Raw genomic sequence first — 23,644 nt, 5'->3', positions numbered from 1 at the left:
ACAGGATGTCCTTATAGGACGGCGCGCACTTTAACAAAGCAGATTTGCAAAATAAAGTTATATCGCGACAAATTGCAAAGAAATGTAACAATCTGCACTAAAATTCAGCAAACTTAAATTTAACATAAAAAAATAGCCAACATTAATTATTGGCTACTTAAAATTGTTGTTAATTTATGCGCAAACTAGTGAGCCTGCTCCCAGTTATCACCTGAATCAGCTTCCACTAACAATGGTACGTCCAACTGAGCTGCTTCACTCATCAATGAACAAATTTTATCGCTAAATTCGTCCACTTTATCTGCGTTAATTTCAAACACCAATTCATCGTGAACTTGCATGATCATTTCAATATCATCTGACGATTGCGTTTTCAGCCAACCAGCTACATTGATCATTGCGCGCTTAATAATATCGGCAGCAGTGCCCTGCATTGGCGCGTTGATTGCTGCTCGTTCAGCTGCTTTACGACGCGCACCATTACGCGCTTTAATATCTGGCAAATATAAACGACGACCAAATAAGGTACTAACGTAACCTTTTTCAGCGGCATCTTCACGCGTGCGTTCCATATACTCAAGTACACCTGGGAAGCGTTCAAAATAGGTATCCATATAATGTTGTGCTTCATTACGAGGGATATCTAATTGTCGTGACAAGCCAAAGGCACTCATGCCGTAAATTAGACCGAAGTTTACAGCCTTAGCTTTACGACGCATATCAGATGTAACAGTTTCAAGTGGTACATCAAATACTTCCGCAGCTGTTGCGCTGTGAACGTCTTTACCTTCAGCAAATGCACTTAATAGGCCGTTATCTTGCGATAAATGCGCCATAATACGCAATTCAATTTGACTGTAGTCAGCCGCCATGATTAATTTGCCAGGAGCCGCAACAAAGGCCTGACGAATTCGGCGACCTGCTTCATTACGAATTGGAATATTCTGTAAGTTAGGATCGCTTGAACTTAAGCGACCTGTTGCGGTAACTGCTTGATGATACGAAGTGTGAACACGCTGAGTTACTTCATCTACCATTTTAGGTAATTTATCAGTATACGTTGATTTGAGCTTGGCTAAACCACGGTGTTCAATAATCAATTTAGGCAATGGATAATCGTGAGCAAGTTCTTGCAGCACTTCTTCCGCTGTCGACGGCGCACCTTTTGGTGTTTTCTTTAATACTGGTAAGCCAAGTTTTTCAAATAGAATACCTTGTAATTGCTTGGTTGAGCTTAGGTTGAACTCCTCACCTGCAATCTCATACGCTTCTTTTTCTAGCTCTTCAAGACGCGCTGCAATTTCAACACTTTGCTGTGCCAACATTTGGCTATCAATATGAACACCGGTACGTTCCATATCTGATAACACATTTACCAACGGCAATTCGATTGAATTGAAAACATCCACTAGCTCAGGCTCTTTTTCTAACATTGGCCAAAGCGTATTATGTAATCGCAAGGTTATGTCGGCATCTTCCGCCGCATAAGGTGCCGCTTTTTCTAGCTCAATTTGGTTGAAGGTTAGCTGCGCTTTGCCTTTACCTGCAATTTCTTCAAAACTAATGTTTTTATGGCCGAGATATTTTAGCGCAAGTGAGTCCATATCATGACGAGTACCAACACTATTGAGTACGTAAGACTCAAGCATGGTATCAAAACGAATACCATTAAGTTCAATACCCGCTCGCGCGAGTACGCTCTTATCGTATTTAAGGTTTTGCCCTACTTTTGCTTTATTTTCATCAGCTAAAATTGGCGCAAGTTTAGCAAATACTAGCTCGTGACTTAGTTGTGCTGGCGCACCTAAATAATCATGTTTAAGCGGCAAATAAGCTGCTTCCGCTTCTGTTACCGCAAAGCTCATACCGACTAGATCAGCTTGCATGTAATCAAGACTGGTGGTTTCAGTATCAAATGCGAAAAGATCTGCCGCTTGCAATTTAGCAACCCAACTATCTAACTGTGCTTCAGTTAATATAGTGTCGTAATTTGTTTCAACAGGTTTAGTTGCCACTTCAACTTCCGCAGCAGGTGCGGTGTCACCATCAAGTAATTCACTTAACCAACGCTTAAATTCACACTCGCCATAAAGCTTGATCAATTCATCAGTATTTGGCGCCGCAACTTCGAAAGAATCCAAGTTTTGCTCAACTTCTACATCCAACTTAATCGTTGCAAGCTCATAAGAAAGCTGAAGCTGTTCTTTATTATCTTCTAGTTTCTTCGACATGGTTTTTGAACCACGGAAACCAAGATCTGCGATTTTGTCTAAGTTATCGTAAAGTGAGTCAATAGAGCCGAGTCCTTGCAGCATTGCAAGAGCCGTTTTTTCGCCCACACCTGGTACACCTGGAATGTTATCGACTTTATCGCCCATTAATGCGAGATAATCGATGATTAACTCAGGACCAATACCAAATTTATCAACAACTCCAGCAGGGTCCATAATCGTATTAGTCATGGTGTTGATAAGTGTTACATGCTCATCAACTAACTGCGCCATATCTTTATCGCCTGTACTAATAAGTACATGACGTTTTTGTTCTGACGCGCGTTTTGCTAATGTGCCAATTACATCATCGGCTTCAACACCCGGAATGCTAATAAGCGGTAAACCCATTGCCTTAATGATATTGTGAATAGGCTCAATTTGAGTGCGCAGATCATCAGGCATCGGTGGGCGGTTTGCCTTGTATTCAGAATACATATCATTGCGAAAAGTTGGACCTTTGGCGTCAAAGATCACCACCATATGACTTGGCGAATACTGCTTAACTAAACTCTTAAGCATATTAATTACACCATAGATAGCACCGGTAGCCTCACCTTTTGAGTTAGTTAGATGTGGTGGAGCATGGTAAGCACGGAATAAGTATGATGAACCATCAACCAAGATTAACGGATTTTCAGGGATCTGAGCCATTAGCACTCGCCTTAAAACGATTAAACATAAATTGCCGATAGCATGCCATATCCCCGATAAGAAAACGAGAATTCAGCTCTATAAACAACAGAAATAATCAGTGCAGTGCAAGCAGTAAACGAATTGTTGAAATATTCTTCAGGCCAACTGGTTGTAACCTGTGGATAAGTTTGTTAGTAAAGATGTAACAGAGCCTTCCCCGAATTTGAAAAAACAAATGGAGAATCTAAATTTTTGATTAATATACAATGAGTTAACAAGGCTAATTTACTAGCGTATTGTTATTATTATTAATTTTCCAAGATGTGGAAACTGCTAAACTTTTTATCCTTAAAGCTTGGCAAGGAACATCCTAATCTTTAGCAGGGCAGTTACTCTACCAATAAAAGATCAAAGATCCTAGCGATCTTTTTATAATTTTTTTTTATTTACATCGTTTCTTTATAGCTAGAATATAATGCTTAACTAATCTTGAGATATGGAATAGATATATGAAAAAGATAGCAGTGATTTTAAGTGGCTGTGGTGTATTTGATGGCGCTGAAATTCATGAGGCAGTATTAACGCTGTTAAATATTGAACTGCAAGGTGCAAGTTACCAATGTTTCGCACCCAATATAGATCAACACCATGTAATTAATCATATCACTGGCGAGGAAATGCCTGAGAAACGCAACGTACTAGTCGAATCTGCGCGTATTGCACGAGGTGAGATCAAGGATCTTAAAGAGCTCAACATTTCGGAGTTTGATGCACTCGCTTTACCTGGTGGTTTTGGCGCTGCGAAAAATTTATGTGATTTCGCATTAAAAGGCGCTGAGTGCGAGATCAATGAAGACGTTGCCAACGCGTGTCGTGCATTTGCTGATGCGCAAAAACCGGCAGCCTATATTTGTATTGCACCGGCAATTATTCCACAAGTGTACGCCGCAGGCACACTTGCAACCATTGGCAATGACCTAGATACAGCAAATGTTGTTAACGCATTAGGCGCAGCACACCAAAACTGTGCGGTAGACGATATTATTATCGACGAAAGTGCAAAAGTAATCAGCACACCAGCTTATATGTTAGCGACAAATATTCGCGAAGCGGCGAGCGGTATTGAAAAAGCCATCGCACAATTAGTAAAAATGAGCTAACCCTGTAACAAAAGAAAAAGTTGCGCTAGCGCAACTTTTTCATATTTTACGACTAAATAGCCATAACTAACCATTTTATAAATTCGCAGCAAACGTTATAATTGTGCTAATTTCCGTCTATTGTGATTGATCACCTCAATTTGTGAGCAAGTAAAAAATGAAAAAATTAACAGCAGCATTACTAATGATGAGTGCAACTGTCGCAGTTGCAGCACCTTTTGATAACTCGTTAACTGAAGAAGCAATTAAAAAACGTATCGCTCCAGTTGGCTCTGTTTATTTAGCAGGTGCAGAACCAGTTGTTGCTGAGCCAACAGGCCCACGTACTGGCCAACAAGTGTATCAAGCAAGTTGTTTTGGTTGTCACGGTACAGGTGCTCTAGGCGCGCCAAAGACAAAAGCTGACTGGGATACTCGCATGGCGAAAGGCATGGATGTACTAATGCAGCATGCAATTAATGGTTTTAATGCAATGCCTCCTCGCGGTACATGTATGAACTGTTCTGATGATGAAATTAAAGATGCAATTGAGTTTATGGCAAAAGGTCACTAAACATAAAACGCATTTTAAAAAAAGCCGCTTAACTAAGCGGCTTTTTTATTGGTTAACATTTATATAACTAAGAAAACACAAGTTAGAATAAAAAAGAATATTCAATTTATTTGAAAACTCAAATTTATCAATGAGTTAAATATCAAAGCAATTTCATCAACAAGATTGCTATTTAAAACGAAAAATGGAAAAATAAGGTTAAAAAATAGGCAGTGATTAACTGTGTGGTTCGGTTGGGTTCACACTGCTATAAATTCTACCTAATAATAAGAAATAGCAATGGAAGATGCTCATGCCGATAGCGGCTCACAGCAAAGAAAAATAAAGCGCTTAAAAAGTTTAGTAAAGAAATATCAAACCTCTTTGCAAACGCAAACTGCGTTATTACAATTATCCGAACAAGCAAGTAAAGTATCAGAACTTACCTTGCTCTACCCCGCTATTCAGCAAATTTTAGAAAGCAGCCTGCCATGTAGAAACTTTTATGTGGTGTTATTCAACCCTGATATTGGCGAACTCGAACTTACTTATTTTGTCGACGAGATCGATGGCATTCATTTACCAATTCAAGCCCAACAAACAGGAATGCTCGATAATTCGCTTACCGGACTTGTATTTAAGACCGGTAAAACCAAACTATTTAATAAAGAACAAATTGCCGATTGCGAAATTAAAGGTGTATGCCGTGTTATGGGCACGCCTTGTGAATACTGGTTAGGTGTGCCAATCCATCACGACGGTCGCGTGATCGGCGTTATGGCAACACAAAGCTATAATGTAAATCAGCCGTTTGATGACAGTCAGATAGCACTGTTCGAAACGGTTGCATTCTATTTTAGTACCGCAGTTGAACGCGTTAAAAAGCGCCAGTATATGGCGCAACAAGTTGCTGAGCGCACTGAACAGTTAAGCCGCGAAATTGCTCGAAACCAAGATACTATTCGCAAACAAAATATTTTGTACGCGATTTCTAAGCTAGCAACAAAAAGTCTTAACAACCAAGACTTTTTTGAGCGAGTTCACAATATTGTTAACGAAGAAGTATTCGCTAAAAACCTATTTATCGCGCTTTATGATCACAGCGAAAATATGATCAGCTGTCCTTACGCAGTGGATGAAATGTCTGTTGATTATCAACCTCGTACCTTCTCTAAAGGATTAACTGAATTTGTTATTCGCTCAGGTAAAACGGAATTATTTGACCAAAACCGTGTGTTAAATGAAGTGGCAAAAGGCCATGTTGAGCTGCCAGCTAAATTTAATAATTCTCCTTTACCGACTTCTTGGATTGGCGTGCCGCTTTATCACCGCCAACAAGTAATTGGTGTATTGGCTTGTCAGGCGTTTAATAACGAATACAGCTACAAACAATCTGATATTGAACTTATCTCTTTTGTCTCTGAGCAAATTTCCAATGTAATCGTAAAACACTTGGCAGATAACCAATTAGAGCAAAGAGTGAAAGAAAAAACGGCTGAATTACAGCAAGCCAACATTCATTTGCAACTGCAAATTGAAGAGCGTAAGAAAATTGAACGGCAATTATTTCATGATGCACATCATGATAATTTAACAGGCTTAGCAAACCGAAGTTTGTTTATTTCTCAATTAGATAAAACCCTGCAACGTCATAAGCGGGATAAATCGCACGGCTTTGCTGTGATGTTTATTGACCTCGATAATTTTAAAGATATCAATGATACTCTCGGTCATCACGCTGGCGATAAATTTTTAAAATCGACTGCTAATGAGTTTTCTACCTGCATTCGTGAGCATGATTTACTAGCACGTTTTGGTGGTGATGAATTTGTTATTTTATTAACTCATTTACAGCACAAAGACGAAGCTGAGCTTATCGCTAAGCGCATTATCAAATTAATGAACAAGCCTTTTTGTATTAATGAGTTATGCGTTAAAAGCGGGGCAAGCATTGGTATTGCATACAGCAATAAAGCCTATACCAGCACTGACCAAATTATTCGTGACGCTGACAGTGCTATGTACCAAGCGAAGAAATCAGGTAAAGGTACCATTGAGCTCAGCGCTGAACATCTAGAGCCAAGAAGTAGCCTGATTTGCCCGACAGAAATTAACGCTGGGCAACTGAGTTTTGCCAAATCAAATGTGATTGATCTGCATAAAGATCACAGTGTCGCTACTTTTTACAATCCACAGCTAACACTGGAATCAGGTGCAACAATAGCCCTTGCTCATTTATTACAAGAACAACATGCGGCAATTGATTATTGTGATTACTTATTAAATCAAATTCTCCCTCATGTTGTGCAAAATGGTACGGTGTTTTTGCAACTGCACACCAGTATTTTGGCACGTGAATTTGATCGTTTTTACAAAGCACTAAGTAAGTCAGCAAATAATATTTGCTGGTTAATTAACGACAGTAATCTTGCTGAAATGTCGACGACCCAGGTTGATAATCTAGCAAAACTCAAAAAATTAGGATTTAAAATAGGTGTTATTGACGTTGCTCGTCAGCAAATCGATCTTGCAAAGCTAACCTGTGTGGAATTTGATTTTATGCAGTTAGAACTTAACTTTTGTCGAAAATTAGTCACAGAGAAAATAGCACAGCAACAGCTTGCTGCCTTACTTGCGCTTACAAAAGGCAGTAAGTGTGAAATTATCGCAACTGGACCTGCCATAGTGAATTTTCAGTCAGCGCTCAAAATACTTGGTATCAACTTATTCTTAAGCCCACTAACGCAAGGTTCTGAGCAGCTATCGCAGTTCGATAAAAGGCAATCACTGCTCAGTAAAACCAATAAAAAGTAAACGTTATTTCTTTAACATGGCGCGTAAATTAGCAACGCGCGCTTGGCCTTTTTCCATACGTTGTTGTTGGTTTTGCGGTTGTTTTCGCATCTCGTAAGCAAGATCATCTTGTGGCATTTCAGCAACAAAACGACTTAACTCTGGCGTTGCCGTTTCACCAAACATTCTGCGCTCTTTCGCATAGGTTAAAATCAGCTCTTGCTGCGCACGAGTAATGCCTACGTAAGCTAAGCGCCTTTCTTCTTCAACGTTATCTTCATCAATACTGGTTTGGTGTGGTAACAATCCCTCTTCCATACCCACCATAAACACATAAGGATATTCCAAGCCTTTCGATGCGTGTAATGTCAGTAATTGCACCGCATCTGACTCATCTTCTTCTTCATTGCGTTCTAGCATGTCGCGCAGAGTTAGCTTCATCACAACCTCAGGTAAGGTCAGCGGCGGGTTATCGCTACTGCCAACCAGCATATCGGTGATCCAACGATACAGCTCCGACACGTTTTTCATACGCATTTCAGCAGCTTTAGCGCTGGTTGAGGTCTCATACAAATAATCTTCGTAATTAATCTCGCGTACCATGTCTTTTACGGCTTCAAGAGTATCTCCGCGAGTTGCGCGGTCTGAAAGTTCAACCACCCAACGGGCAAAACCCATTAACGCATTATAACCACGCCCAGCTAAGCGCGACGATAATTCAGGCTCAAAACACGCGGCAAACAAACTAATGTGCTTTTCATTCGCCAGCGATCCTAATTTCTCAAGTGTGCTAGGGCCAATTTCACGGCGTGGCGTATTTACTATACGTAAAAAGGCGTTATCGTCATCTTGATTCACCAATAACCTTAAATACGCCATAATGTCTTTAATTTCTGCACGTGAGAAAAACGACATACCGCCGCTAATTTTGTACGGAATATGGCTTCCCATTAAGGCTTTTTCAAATACCCTTGCTTGGTGATTACCACGATACAAAATTGCGTAGTCTTTATAGCTGGTGCGCTTCATAAACTTATGCGAAATAATCTCAGCAACCACTCTCTCAGCTTCATGCTCTTCATCTTTTGTCGCAATAACTTTAATCTGTTCGCCGTATGCTAATTCACTAAATAACTTTTTATCAAACACGTGCGGATTATTTGCAATAAGAATATTGGCAGACTTAAGAATTCGGCCAGCACTACGATAATTTTGCTCAAGTTTAATTAAACGTAATCCGGGAAAGTCTTTACTCAACAGCACTAGGTTTTGTGGTTTTGCTCCGCGCCAAGAATAAATACTTTGGTCATCATCGCCTACCACGGTAAAGCGCGCTCGCTCACCCACTAACAGTTTAACTAATTGGTATTGGCTGGTGTTAGTATCTTGATATTCATCCACCAACAAATAGCGAAAGCGATTTTGCCAGCGTTCACGCACCTCTGGCTTAGCGCTTAGCAGCAAAGTTGGGATCATAATTAAATCATCAAAATCGAGCGCGTTATAAGCACGCAGTTGATTTTGAAAACGCGCATAAAGCTGAGCAAATAGTACTTTTTGTTGCTCTCTCGCTTCTGCAATGGCCTGCTGTGGCAAAATCAGGTCATTTTTCCAATTCGAAATCTGCATTTTTAACAGATTAAGTAAGTCTTTATCGCCTTTTAATTCGGGTTCTGTTAAATCAGCCAAAAGTTTGTTGCTGTCTTGGTCGTCAAATAATGAAAAACCAGGTTTATATCCCAGTGCATCTAGCTCTTTTTTAACAATTTCCAAGCCAAGCGTGTGAAACGTAGAAACCCATAACCCTTTCGCTTCTTGCTTACCCAGTGTTTGTGCCACACGCTCACGCATTTCTTTAGCTGCTTTATTGGTAAAGGTTACCGCTGCAATATTGCGTGCCTTGTATTCGCACTTTTGCACTAAGTAGGCAATTTTATTTGTGATTACACGGGTTTTACCTGAGCCAGCACCTGCCAGCACTAGGCATGGACCACTGATATATTTAACCGCTTCATCTTGTTTAGGATTGAGTTTCATTAAAATCGCTTGCATTAATACAACAAAGAAAGGGATTTTAAAATGCAGCTATGTCAGGCGCAAGGATTGTCTTTGCCTGCACGCCCTGATGGGTTAAACTAAACACAGTTTTTATTACTAGAATTTGACTATGATTAACCCAGCTAAACTTGAAGAAATTGCCAAGCAAATTACTGAAAACATGCCACAAGGTGTTAAAAACTTAGCAGATACATTGGAAGGCAAAACAAAACAAGCGATTCAAAATAAATTAAGTGAAATGGATTTTGTTAGCCGTGAAGATTTTGAAGTACAAAGCCAAGTATTATTAAGAACACGTGAGAAATTGGCGATTTTAGAGCAACGTGTGAACGACCTAGAAGCAAAGCTTGCCGATAAAGACGCAGAATAAAAAAAGAAGCTAAAGCGCTTCTTTTTCCTGTGCTTTTAATTTTGCTAACTCGCTGTTAAATGCGTCTAAAAACCAGCGGTGCTCTACTAAAAAGTTATTTGAAAAGTAAACCGAGAAATCTCTGCTTGCTTCAATAATACTTGCTATATTATCAAGGCTTTGCGATCGTTTTGATAACGCATGAACAAACACACTCTCCGATAAAAACACCGCATCTAGTCGGTCAGCCAACAGCATTTCAACTAGCGTATCCACATCATTACTAAGCGTTGCTATAGGATAATTATTATCTTGCAGCCACACCTGCGTATTGGTGTTTAAAATAGTGCCTATTTTTGCTTGTTCGCGAAATCCGCTGTGTTTCACATCAATTACATTAGATGTTTTATAAAACCAGCTCCAATTATTAATGAGTACCGCATCGCTAATTTTTGCAATACGGTCGCGAAAACGATTTTGCGTCGCTAAGAAAAAACCATCAACATTGCCACTTCGCATTTCACGCAGCGCCACACCGTAATTTGCAACAAGCTCAAACTCGTAGTTTACTTCCAAGTTATTAAGTACTTGCGTTACTCGCACAATACCTTGCCCTGCAAGCTTTTTATTTTCATTTAAATAAATGTACGGTGGAAAATGCGGCACTGCAAAACGCAGTGTTATTTTTTGTTCTGTCGTTTGTGGTACAACTTGCTCGGCATAGGCATTATTAGCTGTTAACGCAAAATACGCACTAACGACTAAACACACCTTGAACGGCATTGTTATAAATTTTTGCCACATCGTTCGCCCCATTAATGCTGGTTTCTAAATCTCTAATATGGCCATCGGCCAACCCATATATCCAGCCATGGACTTCTAATGCTTGCCCTCTTTCCCACGCATCCATCACGATATTTGTTTGGCACACATTCTTCACTTGCTCAATGACGTTTATTTCACATAAGCGATCAAACTTTTGCTGCTCACTAACAGAGCTACTAAGTTCAGTCTCATATTTATCGCGCGCATCGACAACATGACGCAGCCAATTATCGATTAAACCAAGTCGAATGCCATCAAGCGCTGCTTTTACGCCACCACAGCCGTAGTGCCCTACAACCATAATGTGTTTTACTTTTAAAACCTCTACTGCATATTGTAGTACAGACAAGCAGTTATGGTCGGTATGTACCACCATATTTGCCACATTTCTATGAACAAATAATTCGCCCGGTAATAAACCCACTATCTCGTTAGCGGGTACACGGGAGTCGGCACAGCCGATCCATAAATATTCGGGGTTTTGTTGCATTGAAAGAATCTTAAAAAACTCAGGATCCCGATCCGTTGTTTCTTTTGCCCACGAGCGATTCTTAACAAAAAGATGCGCTAATTTATTCATCAGTATTTGCGTTCCTGATAGTTTTTTAGGCTTTTGCCTGAATTAGTATATTTCTTGGTGTGATCTGTTTTTCACAAAACTCACTGAGTGTAACGCGGTAGCCAAATTGCTCCAAATATAAAACACGATCTAGCACTAACCAAAGCTCAATCAAACGCCTAAAGCCATGGCGCACTAACTCAATGCGCTGGGTAATCTGACGCCGTAATTTGCCTTGTGCTAAATAAGCTGCGTAATTTATCTGCTCTGGTAAAGTGATATTTTTTTGCTTGGCAGCCCACGTGCAAAAATCACTAAACTCACCGGTGAACAACGCTTTTTTGGCGGACGGCACCGGAAGATAGCTGTCTTTTTCAAGTACATCATCAAGTAAACAATCAAATGCTAAGCGCCATACGGTTTCAGTTTCGCGTAAACGTGAAATGCGCTTGCCTGAGGTAACTGTTTCTTGCAGCGCAAGCTTTAAATCACTGGCAGTAAAGGTAACCTGAGACTGCTTAGCAATATTGCTCATTGCTTCATACTGTTCAGATTGCTGAAATAAGTGATAACAACAGGGTGAAATACTCATTAATTTAGTGCCTTTGGCGACACCATGTTTAATCAGTGCTTGATGCAGCCCACCACAGGCATGAAGCGCCACCGCATGCTGTTCTTGCTGTAAATAATCTGCCGCACGTTCGGATAAAACATCCAATTCAGCCAGTTTAATATCCAAGCCAAATTGCTGTGCTAACTGCTGCCCTTGAGCCACCAGCTGAGGCTGTATTTCAACACTTTGTACTGGCACTTTGTGGGCAAAATGATATAGCCGCCCTAAATGCCCTTTACCTGCGCACCACTCCAGTAGCGGTAAGTCTCGCTCTGCGGTTTGCATCACAAAACTTTCTAATTGCGCAATCTTGCTGCCTTTAATGCCATTGGTAAGCCAAAACGGAAATTCAGCTGCCTGCTTATTTGCGCTTGGCAGTTGCAACAAACTTTCAACATTATCTAATTCAGGAATAAGATTGGCCAAGTAACGCTGCAGCTCAACTTGATTGCTTTCAAGCTTTTCAACATCATCGTCAGATAACGCCAGCAGGATTTCTGTTAAATGCGGCCAAGGTATTTCGCGCGACGCAAAAGCAACACATTGCCAATAGGCTTGTGTTTTAGTTAATAGCGTATCAATTGCGGTAAAAAGTGCGGTGTGAGACATCTTCAACACAAGCTAAATTTGAGTAGCGCTATGATAGCAAATCTTGCTGTGATGTTCAGAATAGAAAATGCCCCAATAATTGGGGCATTTAGGTCAGTTGTTTACGTTAGCTGTTTGCTACCTGCGCAAGCTTTTGTGCTTTACTCGACAAAAACTGCAAATAACACGGGTTGTCAGTTTCTTCTTGATAAGCATAAGCTAAGCGCTGTAAGTGCTCACTAAAAGCAGCATTATCTTGCTCAGGCACTTCAAATGCAGCCAATACATTTCCGGTTGCAGCACCATGATTGCGATAGTGGAATAAGCTGATATTCCAATTTGCACCTAAGGTATCAAGAAAACGCTCGAGCGCTCCTGGATATTCAGGAAACTCAAAACGGAATAAACGCTCTGATAACTGCTCACCCGGTTTACCGCCAACCATATAACGCACATGCAATTTAGCCAGCTCGTTATTGGTCATATCAACAAAAGCATAACCTTTATCAGTCAACTCTTGTTTTAAGCTCACCAGTTCCGCTTCACCATTGCGCAAGCCAACACCAACAAAAATTTCAGCATCGCCTGGGCCTGTGTAACGGTAATTAAATTCCGTAATTGAACGACCATTTAGTGCCTTGCAGAAACTTTTAAAACTGCCTTTTTCTTCTTTAATAGTCACCGCTAAAAGCGCTTCGTTATGCTCACCCAGCGCTGTACGTTCTGCCACATAACGCAATCTATCAAAGTTAAGGTTTGCACCTGATAAAATTGCCGCTAGGTTTTTACCTTTTGAACCCGTTTGTGCTACCCATTTTTTAAGCCCTGCCAGTGATAAACCACCTGATGGCTCAGCGACGGCGCGGGTTGAAACAAAAATATCTTGCATCGCGGCGCAAATTTCATCACTCGAAACGGTAATGACTTCATCGCAGTATTTTTGCGCTAAACGAAAAGTTTCTTTACCAATGATTTTAACCGCAACGCCATCGGCAAAACTGCCTACGCGCTCAAGTTCAACCGGTTCACCTGCATCCATTGCAGCTTTTAAACAGGCACTATCTTCAGCTTCAACACCGATCACTTTAATATCTGGGCGCAGTGATTTTAAGTAAATCGACATACCTGCTAATAAGCCACCGCCACCTACCGGAATAAACACCGCATCAAGTAATGGCAACTGCTGCATTAGTTCACGCGCAATGGTACCTTGCCCGATGATCACATCTTTATCATCGAACGGTGGTACAAACACCGCACCTTCTTTTTCAGCAATTTCCAGTGCATAGGCATTCGCAGCATCAAAGTGATGGCCATGTAAAATAACTTCGCCACCCAGATTGCGCACCGCATTTACTTTGATTTCCGGTGTAGTCACTGGCATTACAATACGTGCTGTATGACCAAGGTGGCTTGCACTAAGTGCCACACCCTGAGCATGGTTACCAGCTGATGCTGTGACTACTTGCGAGCCTTTTGGTAGCTGCTTTAATTTGTTATACGCACCGCGTAATTTAAACGAATATACCGGCTGCTGATCTTCGCGCTTTAACCAAATATGATTGCCAAGTTTTTGTTCAAGGCTAGTAACTGGGCTAACCTCAGTTACTTTTGCCAAGGGCTCCATATTGGCTTGGATTATAGCGCGAAAATAATCGAGCTCTTGGGAGACCATTAACTGAGCTCCTCTAACTTTTTAAGGTCACGTACCGCGCCTTTATCCGCACTGGTTGCCAATAATGCATAGGCTTTTAATGCAGGCGTTACACTACGTACGCGATCCACTGGTTTGTAGGCATCTTTACCGCGGGCTAACTGCTTTTCATGACGCGCAGCAAGCTCTTCATCGCTAACAATCATATCAATGCTACGCTTGGTGATATCAATGACGATTTCATCGCCGTTTTCAACCAGCGCGATTGCACCTTGGCTAGCGGCTTCTGGCGAAGCGTGACCAATTGATAAGCCCGATGTACCACCAGAAAAGCGACCATCCGTTAATAGCGCACAATCTTTATCTAATCCCATCGATTTTAGGTAGCTAGTCGGATACAACATTTCTTGCATGCCAGGACCGCCTTTTGGTCCTTCATAGCGGATGATAACCACATCCCCTTTTTCGATTTGGCCACCTAAGATGCCGTCAACTGCATCATCTTGGGATTCGAATACTTTCGCAGTGCCCTTAAATACCAACATGCCGTCTGCAACACCGGCGGTTTTAACAATACAACCGTCTGGCGCAAGGTTGCCGTAAAGCACCGCTAAACCACCATCTTGACTAAACGCATGTTCAACACTGCGGATACAGCCATTTTGTCGGTCTAGATCAAGCTCAGGCCAACGCGTTTCTTGGCTCATCGCTTTAGTGGTACGAATACCCGCAGGGCCCGCTTTATAGAATTTTTGTGCAGCGCTATTTTCAGAATTGGTTGCATCCCATTTTTCAATTAATTCACCTAAGGTGCCACCAGCCACATGGCCTGCATTTAGTTCTAACTTACCTGCTTTACCAAGCTCGTTAAGAATACCCATAATGCCACCAGCGCGGTGCACATCTTCGATATGATATTCAGGTGTTGCTGGCGCTACTTTACATAAGAAAGGTGTTTGACGTGACAGCTGATCAATATGGGTCATATCAAAATCAACACCCGCTTCTTGCGCTGCGCCGATGATGTGTAACACCGTATTTGATGAACCACCCATTGCAATATCGAGTGTCATGGCATTCATAAATGCGCTGCGATCAGCGATGTTGCGCGGCAGTACTGAATCGTCTTCATCGCGATAATAGCTACGACATAAATCGACAATACGGCGACCTGCTTCGACATAAAGTTGTTTGCGGTCTTTATGTGTTGCTAATGTTGTACCGTTACCTGGCAGTGCTAAACCAAGCGCTTCTAATAAGCAGTTCATTGAGTTAGCGGTAAACATACCTGAACACGAACCACAAGTTGGGCAGGCGCTACGCTCAACTTGGTCTGAATCTTCATCACTTACCGATGGATCGGCACCTTTTACCATGGCATCAACTAAATCAAGCTTGATATCAATTTCAGCAAGGCGTGTTTTACCCGCTTCCATTGGTCCACCTGATACAAAAATCACCGGAATATTTAAGCGAAGTGCAGCTAACAACATTCCTGGGGTGATTTTGTCGCAGTTTGAAATACACACCATGGCATCCGCACAGTGAGCATTAACCATATATTCAACAGAATCGGCAATTAGGTCACGTGAAGGCAGTGAGTAAAGCATGCCGCCATGACCCATAGCGATACCATCATCGATAGCAATCGTATTGAATTCACGTGGTACACCGCCTGCGTCACGAATGGTTTCAGCCATCATTTCACTTAGTTGATTTAAGTGAACATGACCCGGTACAAACTGGGTATATGAGTTCACCACAGCAACAATGGGTTTACCAAAGTCTTTATCTGTCATCCCTGTTGCACGCCAGAGTGCACGAGCACCAGCACGTTTACGACCTTCAGTTGTTGTTGCACTTCTTAATTTTGCCATGGTTTACCTCATTTTAGGGCTCTGCCCCATTCCTCATTCCCAATAAATATGTCGTTTTCGTATTATTCGTTGATTAGTGTTAACCAGCCATTTTCATCTTCTGTTTGGCCTTTCACTAAATCAAAATACGCTTGTTGTAATTGCTCAGTGATTTCACCGCGCTTACCTGTACCAATTTCAATTTGGTCTACGCTACGCACTGGTGTTACTTCTGCTGCTGTGCCTGTCATAAAGAACTCATCTGCAAGGTAAAGCGCTTCACGCGAGATTGATTCTTCACGTACTTCAAAGCCCGCTTTTTTCGCAAGATACATCATGGTATCGCGTGTTAAACCCGGCAGAATCGCAGCGGTTGTTGGTGGCGTATAAATTACGCCGTTTTTAACAATAAATAGGTTTTCGCCAGCACCTTCACTAAGATAGCCATTTACATCAAGTGCGATACCTTCAACGTAACCATTACGTTTTGCTTCACCTGAAATTAGCTGCGATGACAAATAGTTACCACCTGCTTTTGCTGCTGTTGGCATGGTATTAGGTGCTAAACGGTTCCATGATGAAACACACGCATCAACGCCCGCTTCTAATGCGCCGTCACCTAAATACGTACCCCATTCCATTGCGGCAACGGCAACGTCTGCTTTATGTGATTTAGGATTTACGCCTAATCCCACATTGCCTAAAAACGCAAACGGACGTAGATACGCATTTTTTAAACCGTTTTCACGTACTGCTGCTTTACACGCTTCATTAATTTCATCAGCTGTGTAAGGGATTTGCATACGGTAAATTTTTGCTGAATCAAATAAACGCTTGGTGTGATCTTGCAAACGGAAAATGGCTGGACCATTTGGCGTTTCGTATGCGCGTACACCTTCAAATACTGAGCTACCATAATGCAGCGCATGACTAAGTACGTGAGTAGTTGCTTGTTCTTGTGGAATAATTTTGCCATTGAACCAAATTAAATCTGACATTCTCTAAAACCTTAAAAAATAATAATTAGCTAGTTGCTGCTATCGATTGTTGTTCAAGTATTTCAACTTGGTTTACTTCAACTAACTTTTTTAATTGTTGTGTTAATAAATAAATAGGTCGGTCACTGTCTACCATCATATTTACAATATACTTTTCTTCGCTAGTCTCAATGTTCATTGAGGTTAAATTAAACCCGCGGTGGCGTGTTACACGTAAAAACCGCTCTAATGCGATACTTTGTTGTTTCACTTCTATTGATAAGTTGTGCTTCATTTTGCCACCTCAGTTAGCATTTGATCATTTGCGGCGCCTGGCGGAACTAATGGCCAAACATTTTCTTTATCATCTATACACGCGTGAAGAATATAAGGGCCTTCACTCGCCACTAATTTATCTATCGCCTCATCGACTTGGTTTGCATGGGTGATGGTTTCACCCGGAATACCAAAAACAGCGGCTAATTGTACAAAGTCAGGATTATCTGAAAGATTTGTTTCACTGTAGCGACCATCAAAGAAAAGTTGCTGCCACTGTCTAACCATACCTAAACGCTGGTTATCTAAAATAAGTAGTTTAACGGGTAAATTGTTACGACGAATTGTGGCTAGCTCTTGAATGTTCATCATGATTGAACCATCGCCAGAAACTGTTAATACAAAGTCGTTAGGACGAGCGATTTGCGCACCGATTGCGGCGGGCAAACCAAAGCCCATAGTGCCTGCACCACCACTGCTTAAATGATTACTTGGATGTGAAAACGCCATATGTTGCGCAACCCACATTTGGTGCTGACCAACATCGCAGCACACCACACCATTACTTGGCATTAAACGGCTTAAGCGATTTAATAAATAAGGGGCATATACTTTTTCACCAGGGTAGTCATAGCGCCATGCATATTGCTGTTGCATGTGACTGATATGCGCCAACCATTCTGGATTACTTTTGTGCGTCGCTAAATGCGGTAATGAATCTTTTAGATCAGCAACCAGTGAGGCATTAACTGGTTTACGCTTACCTACCTCAGCAGCATCAACATCTAAATGGATAACCTTAGCTTTACTGGCAAATTTAGCAAGGTTACCTGTTACACGGTCGTCAAAACGAGCACCAATACACACTAGCAAATCGCATTCTTGCACTGCTAAGTTAGCTGCTTGACCACCGTGCATGCCCAGCATTCCGAGGTTATAGGCATAATCAGCTGTCACAGAGCCAAGCGCTTTTAATGTGCTTACAGCAGGCATATTAGTCGCTTTTAAGAATTGCATAAGCTCATCTTGTGCATCTGCCATTTGTACACCGCCACCCACATACGCCAGTGGTTTTTTCGCTTGGCTTAGTAGTTCATTAGCTTTGGTTAGTTCCGATTGGCTCAATTCAGGTTTGTAGTCGTCTGCCGCAAGCCAAGGATGATAATTAACAGCGCCCATTTGGATATCTTTCGGAATATCAACAAGCACGGGGCCTGGTCGGCCTGATTGCGCTAAATGCATCGCTTCTTGTAAAACCTCGGCTAAATCTTCAGCTCGCTCTACCATGTAGCTGTGTTTAGTACAGCTCAGTGACATACCTAACACATCGACTTCTTGAAAGGCATCTGAGCCAATCGCTGCGGTAGGTACTTGACCGGTAATTGCAAGCAGTGGTACAGAATCCATCATGGCATCGGCAAGTGCAGTGATAAGGTTTGTCGCGCCAGGGCCTGAAGTTGCAAAACAAACACCCAGTTTGCCTGTGCTTCTTGCGTAACCAACAGCGGCAAAACCAGCGCCTTGTTCATGACGGGTTAGATAGTGAGTAACAGGCGAGCCATACAGCGCATCGTAAATTGGCATAATCGCACCACCAGGGTATCCAAATACCTCTTTCACGCCATGTTTGGCTAATAAATCGATTGTTAACTCTGCACCTGTCATTTTCTCTACCCTGTGATGTTTACTACTTGCTCATTTTCTTACTGCCAAAAAAAAGCCCCCGGACTTTTCAGTTCGGGGGCTCTCTCAATGCTTAACTTTTGCTACAGCACTACGAAGCCCCCGCGGTAATAATAATCACCACGTTAATAATTAGGACTAGTACGTTTACTGTTTTAAACATGTGTTTAAGCAACCATAAATTCTTTACAAAAATAGCCAAGCGTTCGTCTGCTTGGCTTCTTTTTTATTAGTATCGTTTATGAGCAAAAAAGTCAATCAAGAAATCTATGCATTTTTAAATCAATAGAATTAACTTAAAACCAAGATAAGCATAAAAAAACACATAAAAAGAATAAAAAATCCATTTTATACAATTTTAAAGATTATGTATGCTAAGACTAAAGCTTATTTGAATATCGCTTTATTTTTAAAAGTCTTATAACTTTTTTGTTAATAATTAGGCAAAGACTAATATTGCACTATCAAGTACACTGATACGCAAAATTAATTATTAACGCAAGGATCTGCAATGCGACTTTTCTTAATTACGCGAATACTGCTACTACCCATTCTATTACTTGGTTTAGCTCAACCAGTATTTGCAAACAGCAATATCAACCCAAGTCTTTGGAAAATTGAAAAAAATGGCGTGACATCCTATTTACTAGGCACTGTTCACTTGGGTGATCAGCAAATGGCGGGCTTACCAAGCTACGTAAAAAGCGCGATTGAAAAAACCGATAAACTGGTTGTTGAGGTTGATCTATCTAAGGTGAACCCAATAGAACAGCAGCAAGTAATGATGAACTATATGCTGCTCCCTGCAGGTAAGACGTTACAGTCAGAATTATCCGCTAAAAATTACAAAGCGCTAAGCAGTTATATGGCGAAGTTAGGCCTTGGTATGGAGCTTTTTCAGCAAATGCAGCCCTTTGCTGTAATGCTACAGATCACCCTAATGGAATACCAAAAAGCAGGTTATCAAGATTCCTTTGGTATCGACAAGCAAGTAATGAATGTCGCGCAACGTTTGCAAATTCCGATTATGCAACTTGAAACGCTAGAGCAACAAATGGGCATGTTTAAAGGATTTAGCAAACATAACAACAAAATGATTGAAGACGGTTTAAAAGAACTGGCTGATATGGATAAGTACTTTAATCGTCTGATTGGTAACTGGAAGCGAGGCAACGATAGCGCACTTGAAAACTACTACCGCGAAACCTTTACGGGTGACAGCTACAGCGCGTTAACTGAAAAAGTACTGCTTACTGATCGCAATAACAACTGGGTAGATCAGTTAAAGGCTCCCCTAACCAAACAACCACATTTTATTGCTGTTGGCGCACTTCATTTATACGGCCCACAAGGTTTATTAAAGCTTCTTGAAAAGGAAGGATTTAAACTTTCGAAAAAAAATAAATAATTTTTTAAACCTTTTTAATTGATGCCTGCGTCTAACTAAATAACAAACAGTTAAAACTGATTAAGCGCAGTCATCAAAAGGAATAATCATCATGAAAAAATTAGCGTTAGCAATGACATTAATCGCCGCAAGTATCTCAACCAATCTTTATGCTGGCGATGAAAAACGTATTACTGAAACTCTTACATTAAACCAAGGTCAAAACCTTGAAATTGATTTCCCTGTGGGCAGCATCGAAATTATCACAGTAGATAGCAACGAGCTTAGCATTGAAATTGAAATTGAGGGCAAAGACGAAGGCTGGTTTTCAAAAAATCGTGATGTATCAAATGTAGAACTAAGTAAACGCGTTCGTGATAACCGTATTTCATTGGAAATTGACGAAGAAAACTTAAGTCAAGAATGGGTTGTAAAAGTGCCAAAGCATGCAGCGATCGACATTGAAATTGGCGTTGGCAGCATTGATGTAGAAAAACTTGAAAACTCACTTGAAGCAGAAGTAGGTGTTGGTTCAATTCGTGTCGATACAGTACTTGATGACTTTAAGCGCATCGAACTATCAACAGGCGTTGGCGATACTAGCATTAAAGGCTTTAGTGGCGACTTAGAAAGCACACGTAATATTGTTAGCTCTGAAACACGTTACTCTGGCGCAGGTGAGCACAGCATTGAAGCCGAAGTAGGTGTAGGTGATATCAAAGTGCGTAAATAAAATACGCAGCAAGTAACTAAAAAAGGCGCGTTAAGCGCCTTTTTTATTATTTAGATTTTTTGTTCGCCGTGAACATCGGCCAATGTAAACTTGGCATTGGTATCGCCAAACACATACACAGAACAGCTTCCCCAAGATTCAGGAATTTGCCATTTATTGCCTGACTCGACCAAAAATTGTGAATGATGATTATCACAACGCACTTCAAGATTGGTTAAATTACCAACCACATTATCAATGATAAAAGCACTGCGTTCGAGCTGGTAGCTCCAAAAGTCACGTTTACTTATTTGTGCATTAATAATAATTGGTTTATCACTTTTTAAATACGCCGTTACTTGATTGTAGTAAGGCGAAAGCATCGCTAATCTTTCATTTTCTGGGTAATGCCTTTTAAGTGTTGCAAAAATCGAACGCGCATCACCATATTCCTGAAGTTCTACCGCTAAACTAAATGCACGTGCAGCAAGCGAACTGTATTGTGCTTCCTCTTGTAAGTCGTTATAAGACAACACTTTTTGAATTGCCGCTAGCTCGGCCTTTGGATTGGTATTTTTTTCAGCTATAAGCGAGGTAAGAATTGAATAATACATATCTTCATACGCATTCCAACGACCTTTTTCTTCGATCTTCTTGGCTATTTCTTCGGCCTCAGTGACTTTATTTTCCTCTAAAAAAACCATTGCCGAGCGATATTGCCTAAAGAACCACTTTGACGCACCTTTAGGGGTGTCGCTTAATTTAAAATTCAACTGTACTTGGTTTCGACATTGCTGAATTGGCTTACCATCTTTAGTGGCTGGTGAGTATTTCCACTTTTTGATTGAGCGCAGTGCATACTTTTCAAATGCCTCATTAGAGGAATCTTCAACAATAATATTAGATGTTGAACCATCTGGTTCGACTACAAAACTTAGTTGCACCCAACCTTCTTTACCGTTACGCGCAGCATTAATTGGATATTTAGGCGGCACACGCTCAATTGCCTCAGCATTGACAATGGTATTTAAGTGAAGCTGTTCGGTTTTGTTTGCTAAATCAGATGTATCAGCTGCACTCAAGGCACTTGCAGACAGCGTTATAAGCGGTAATAGAATCATTATCTAAGTCCTTTTATATTCGTGGCGTTTACCAACTCTTTACGTCTATGTTCAAATATTGCGCTGAGAAAATGACATACTAATAAGGCGGAATTTATCTGATAGTGCTTTGTCACATCGATAATTTAGGCTTAGTTAGCATTGCTTTTAGCGCACTAAAATAATAACAATTACAGTGAGTTGGAGTTACTCTTCATTGAAGTAGATTACAATACTGCCGCCACTAAGTACACTACCCTCGTTGTAATGCAAGCCAATGCCGATATTATCAAGCCAAGATGTCCACGGCCGAGTGTCAATTAATAAGCCGCCACCGTACTCATAATAATGGCCTGTGCTAAAGGCGCTACGTGCGTCTCCACCCAAATCAACACGCTGAAATTTAAGATAGATTGACTCTGTATGTTTTAATTTTTGGTCGAGCTTAATGGTTGCCCTAACGCTATTCGCAAAATACCAACCTGATGGGGTTGAGTCACGTGTTGCATCATCACCACCAAACCCTTTACCAAAGAAGTGGTTATAGGTCGACTTAACTAACCAATGCCCCCAACGACTGGCTTTTCTGCGACTGAGAGTTAACCCCATATCGGTTAAAACTGAGTTTGCAGTTGTATTAAAATAAATACCTTCCACTTCTGCTTTAGCGGCGCGGCTTTCAGGGCTGTTGTAGTCATGAATATTGTCGTAATGCATCACATGCGCACCAATTGAGCCTTCTAACAACCAATTATCGTAACGATACAGCGCTGTTTCATAATCGGCATAAGCGGTGAAGATTTGATCATGGCTATCGTCGGGAATGGTCACATCATCCAGCAATATTTCTTGCGATTGTGAAATATAAGAAAAGTGCGTGTTTATGCGTGAATCTTCGTCTAACGTGTAGGTATAAGGCAGTGCAAATACTTGTAGCTGAGTTCTTAAATCAACACTTTTATCGCCCGCATCATCACCGAGTTGCTCTAAAATATTAACCGGGTCAAAGTTACCAAAGCCAAAGCGCACTACGTCAGAGTCACTTAATACTACCGAGGACGCAAACGATTCCTCATAGGCTTTTTTCACCGATGCATCGCATGGCAAGGTTATAAAAACGCACAACAAAAATACTAACTTTCTCACAACTAACGATTTTTACTTAACTTCAACGGCAATAGCCGCTAGTTATATCATTAAACATCATGCGATTGCAGTGCTCTAAAATAAATTTTATTGACATTTAGACGTCCAAAATGTTTCAATTGCCGCTCAATCACCCTATTTTACGTTAGTGGCTATTTAAAATAGCGGCTAGCTTAGGGCTGGAAGAGGTGCGTTATTCAGGTAGTTCAGTTGAGGGGAGCAAACTCCAAAGACACTGAATGAGGGGAATTAACGCCGAGAGATAAGCTTTTTTGCTGATAACTTATCTCGGGCGCTTGGGCTGAATCCCGGCGACTGTCACCAATTACTTGTATTAAGTAAATATGTTTGGTGGAGAGCTTCTGGTCTTAGAAAAATAAGGCCATTCGCCTTATCTATTTTTTAAGTCCATTGCTCTTCGAATTTTTAGTTGTTCGAAGCTGGACTAAGCCTTTCTCTTATCCCTTCTT

18 protein-coding genes and 1 riboswitch are annotated in these 23,644 nt (G+C 41.1%); of the genes, 6 read left to right on the top strand and 12 right to left on the bottom strand.

What is annotated here, in order from left to right:
• Positions 1-185: 185 nt before the first annotated feature.
• Positions 186-2,924, bottom strand: a complete 2,739-nt coding sequence (polA, locus tag AC2IOM_RS05965) for a DNA polymerase I (protein ID WP_486359399.1) — start codon at positions 2,922-2,924, stop codon at positions 186-188.
• A gap of 491 nt (positions 2,925-3,415) precedes the next feature.
• On the opposite strand from polA, the gene elbB reads away from it, so the two are divergent.
• The 3 genes from elbB to AC2IOM_RS05950 all read left to right on the top strand — a co-directional run bounded on the left by elbB (position 3,416) and on the right by AC2IOM_RS05950 (position 7,412).
• On the top strand, positions 3,416-4,066 hold the full coding sequence (elbB, locus tag AC2IOM_RS05960) for an isoprenoid biosynthesis glyoxalase ElbB (RefSeq protein WP_138629400.1): 651 nt from the start codon (positions 3,416-3,418) through the stop codon (positions 4,064-4,066).
• Positions 4,067-4,223: 157 nt separating this feature from the next.
• A complete protein-coding gene (locus AC2IOM_RS05955) occupies positions 4,224-4,619 on the top strand; it encodes a c-type cytochrome (protein WP_100914232.1) in 396 nt (131 codons plus the stop codon).
• Between the two features lie 279 nt (positions 4,620-4,898).
• Entirely contained in the window at positions 4,899-7,412 is a 2,514-nt protein-coding gene (locus AC2IOM_RS05950; protein ID WP_486359398.1) for a GAF domain-containing protein, read from the top strand.
• Between the two features lie 3 nt (positions 7,413-7,415).
• On the opposite strand, the gene rep is transcribed toward AC2IOM_RS05950, so the two are convergent.
• On the bottom strand, positions 7,416-9,428 hold the full coding sequence (gene rep / locus AC2IOM_RS05945) for a DNA helicase Rep (RefSeq protein WP_486359397.1): 2,013 nt from the start codon (positions 9,426-9,428) through the stop codon (positions 7,416-7,418).
• A 130-nt stretch (positions 9,429-9,558) separates the two neighbouring features.
• On the opposite strand from rep, the gene ubiK reads away from it, so the two are divergent.
• Positions 9,559-9,819 (top strand): ubiquinone biosynthesis accessory factor UbiK, encoded by a 261-nt coding sequence (gene ubiK / locus AC2IOM_RS05940; protein WP_486359396.1) that lies wholly within the window; start codon positions 9,559-9,561, stop codon positions 9,817-9,819.
• Positions 9,820-9,828: 9 nt separating this feature from the next.
• Here the strand turns inward: ubiK and AC2IOM_RS05935 are convergent, their stop codons facing one another.
• From AC2IOM_RS05935 to ilvG, 8 genes are all read right to left on the bottom strand, one after another.
• Positions 9,829-10,602, bottom strand: a complete 774-nt coding sequence (locus AC2IOM_RS05935) for a substrate-binding periplasmic protein (protein WP_394227657.1) — start codon at positions 10,600-10,602, stop codon at positions 9,829-9,831.
• Positions 10,553-11,203 carry a carbonate dehydratase gene (gene can / locus AC2IOM_RS05930; protein ID WP_010561637.1) on the bottom strand — a complete coding sequence of 217 codons (651 nt, stop codon included), beginning with the start codon at positions 11,201-11,203 and terminating at the stop codon, positions 10,553-10,555. Before can ends, AC2IOM_RS05935 begins: the two co-directional genes overlap by 50 nt.
• Positions 11,204-11,228: 25 nt before the next feature.
• Complete coding sequence (locus AC2IOM_RS05925; RefSeq protein WP_486359395.1) at positions 11,229-12,404, bottom strand: methyltransferase; 1,176 nt, start codon at positions 12,402-12,404, stop codon at positions 11,229-11,231.
• Between the two features lie 106 nt (positions 12,405-12,510).
• Positions 12,511-14,058 carry a threonine ammonia-lyase, biosynthetic gene (gene ilvA, locus AC2IOM_RS05920; RefSeq protein ID WP_486359394.1) on the bottom strand — a complete coding sequence of 516 codons (1,548 nt, stop codon included), beginning with the start codon at positions 14,056-14,058 and terminating at the stop codon, positions 12,511-12,513.
• Positions 14,058-15,914, bottom strand: a complete 1,857-nt coding sequence (gene ilvD / locus AC2IOM_RS05915; protein ID WP_486359393.1) for a dihydroxy-acid dehydratase — start codon at positions 15,912-15,914, stop codon at positions 14,058-14,060. Before ilvD ends, ilvA begins: the two co-directional genes overlap by 1 nt.
• 62 nt (positions 15,915-15,976) lie before the next feature.
• Positions 15,977-16,891 carry a branched-chain amino acid transaminase gene (locus AC2IOM_RS05910; protein ID WP_010561633.1) on the bottom strand — a complete coding sequence of 305 codons (915 nt, stop codon included), beginning with the start codon at positions 16,889-16,891 and terminating at the stop codon, positions 15,977-15,979.
• 25 nt (positions 16,892-16,916) lie between these two features.
• Positions 16,917-17,165, bottom strand: a complete 249-nt coding sequence (gene ilvM / locus AC2IOM_RS05905) for an acetolactate synthase 2 small subunit (RefSeq protein ID WP_010561632.1) — start codon at positions 17,163-17,165, stop codon at positions 16,917-16,919.
• Positions 17,162-18,811: an acetolactate synthase 2 catalytic subunit gene (ilvG, locus tag AC2IOM_RS05900; RefSeq protein WP_486359392.1), complete on the bottom strand. Its 1,650-nt coding sequence runs from the start codon at positions 18,809-18,811 to the stop codon at positions 17,162-17,164. The genes ilvM and ilvG overlap by 4 nt, the downstream gene beginning before the upstream one ends.
• A gap of 529 nt (positions 18,812-19,340) precedes the next feature.
• On the opposite strand from ilvG, the gene AC2IOM_RS05895 reads away from it, so the two are divergent.
• Both AC2IOM_RS05895 and AC2IOM_RS05890 read left to right on the top strand, forming a co-directional pair.
• Positions 19,341-20,237: a TraB/GumN family protein gene (locus tag AC2IOM_RS05895; protein ID WP_486359391.1), complete on the top strand. Its 897-nt coding sequence runs from the start codon at positions 19,341-19,343 to the stop codon at positions 20,235-20,237.
• A 91-nt stretch (positions 20,238-20,328) separates the two neighbouring features.
• On the top strand, positions 20,329-20,949 hold the full coding sequence (locus AC2IOM_RS05890) for a DUF4097 family beta strand repeat-containing protein (protein WP_100914240.1): 621 nt from the start codon (positions 20,329-20,331) through the stop codon (positions 20,947-20,949).
• Positions 20,950-20,999: 50 nt separating this feature from the next.
• On the opposite strand, the gene AC2IOM_RS05885 is transcribed toward AC2IOM_RS05890, so the two are convergent.
• Positions 21,000-22,049, bottom strand: a complete 1,050-nt coding sequence (locus AC2IOM_RS05885; protein WP_486359390.1) for an energy transducer TonB — start codon at positions 22,047-22,049, stop codon at positions 21,000-21,002.
• 186 nt (positions 22,050-22,235) lie between these two features.
• Positions 22,236-23,174 carry a Solitary outer membrane autotransporter beta-barrel domain gene (locus AC2IOM_RS05880; RefSeq protein WP_486359389.1) on the bottom strand — a complete coding sequence of 313 codons (939 nt, stop codon included), beginning with the start codon at positions 23,172-23,174 and terminating at the stop codon, positions 22,236-22,238.
• A gap of 175 nt (positions 23,175-23,349) precedes the next feature.
• Positions 23,350-23,544: riboswitch (Lysine riboswitch) on the top strand.
• Positions 23,545-23,644: the final 100 nt, after the last annotated feature.

This window comes from Pseudoalteromonas sp. NS-SX12, assembly GCF_057367955.1.
The sequence above is the reverse complement of the archived record's forward strand: the minus strand, read 5'-3'. Positions and strand labels throughout refer to the sequence as shown.

Coding starts and splice junctions, on each gene's coding strand:
- ilvG (WP_486359392.1), bottom strand. CDS start 18,811: ATGACAGGTGCAGAGTTAACAATCGATTTATTAGCCAAACATGGCGTG.
- elbB (WP_138629400.1), top strand. CDS start 3,416: ATGAAAAAGATAGCAGTGATTTTAAGTGGCTGTGGTGTATTTGATGGC.
- AC2IOM_RS05910 (WP_010561633.1), bottom strand. CDS start 16,891: ATGTCAGATTTAATTTGGTTCAATGGCAAAATTATTCCACAAGAACAA.
- AC2IOM_RS05925 (WP_486359395.1), bottom strand. CDS start 12,404: ATGTCTCACACCGCACTTTTTACCGCAATTGATACGCTATTAACTAAA.
- ilvA (WP_486359394.1), bottom strand. CDS start 14,058: ATGGTCTCCCAAGAGCTCGATTATTTTCGCGCTATAATCCAAGCCAAT.
- ilvD (WP_486359393.1), bottom strand. CDS start 15,914: ATGGCAAAATTAAGAAGTGCAACAACAACTGAAGGTCGTAAACGTGCT.
- AC2IOM_RS05955 (WP_100914232.1), top strand. CDS start 4,224: ATGAAAAAATTAACAGCAGCATTACTAATGATGAGTGCAACTGTCGCA.
- AC2IOM_RS05890 (WP_100914240.1), top strand. CDS start 20,329: ATGAAAAAATTAGCGTTAGCAATGACATTAATCGCCGCAAGTATCTCA.
- polA (WP_486359399.1), bottom strand. CDS start 2,924: ATGGCTCAGATCCCTGAAAATCCGTTAATCTTGGTTGATGGTTCATCA.
- ilvM (WP_010561632.1), bottom strand. CDS start 17,165: ATGAAGCACAACTTATCAATAGAAGTGAAACAACAAAGTATCGCATTA.
- AC2IOM_RS05950 (WP_486359398.1), top strand. CDS start 4,899: ATGGAAGATGCTCATGCCGATAGCGGCTCACAGCAAAGAAAAATAAAG.
- AC2IOM_RS05935 (WP_394227657.1), bottom strand. CDS start 10,602: ATGTGGCAAAAATTTATAACAATGCCGTTCAAGGTGTGTTTAGTCGTT.
- AC2IOM_RS05895 (WP_486359391.1), top strand. CDS start 19,341: ATGCGACTTTTCTTAATTACGCGAATACTGCTACTACCCATTCTATTA.
- rep (WP_486359397.1), bottom strand. CDS start 9,428: ATGAAACTCAATCCTAAACAAGATGAAGCGGTTAAATATATCAGTGGT.
- can (WP_010561637.1), bottom strand. CDS start 11,203: ATGAATAAATTAGCGCATCTTTTTGTTAAGAATCGCTCGTGGGCAAAA.
- ubiK (WP_486359396.1), top strand. CDS start 9,559: ATGATTAACCCAGCTAAACTTGAAGAAATTGCCAAGCAAATTACTGAA.
- AC2IOM_RS05885 (WP_486359390.1), bottom strand. CDS start 22,049: ATGATTCTATTACCGCTTATAACGCTGTCTGCAAGTGCCTTGAGTGCA.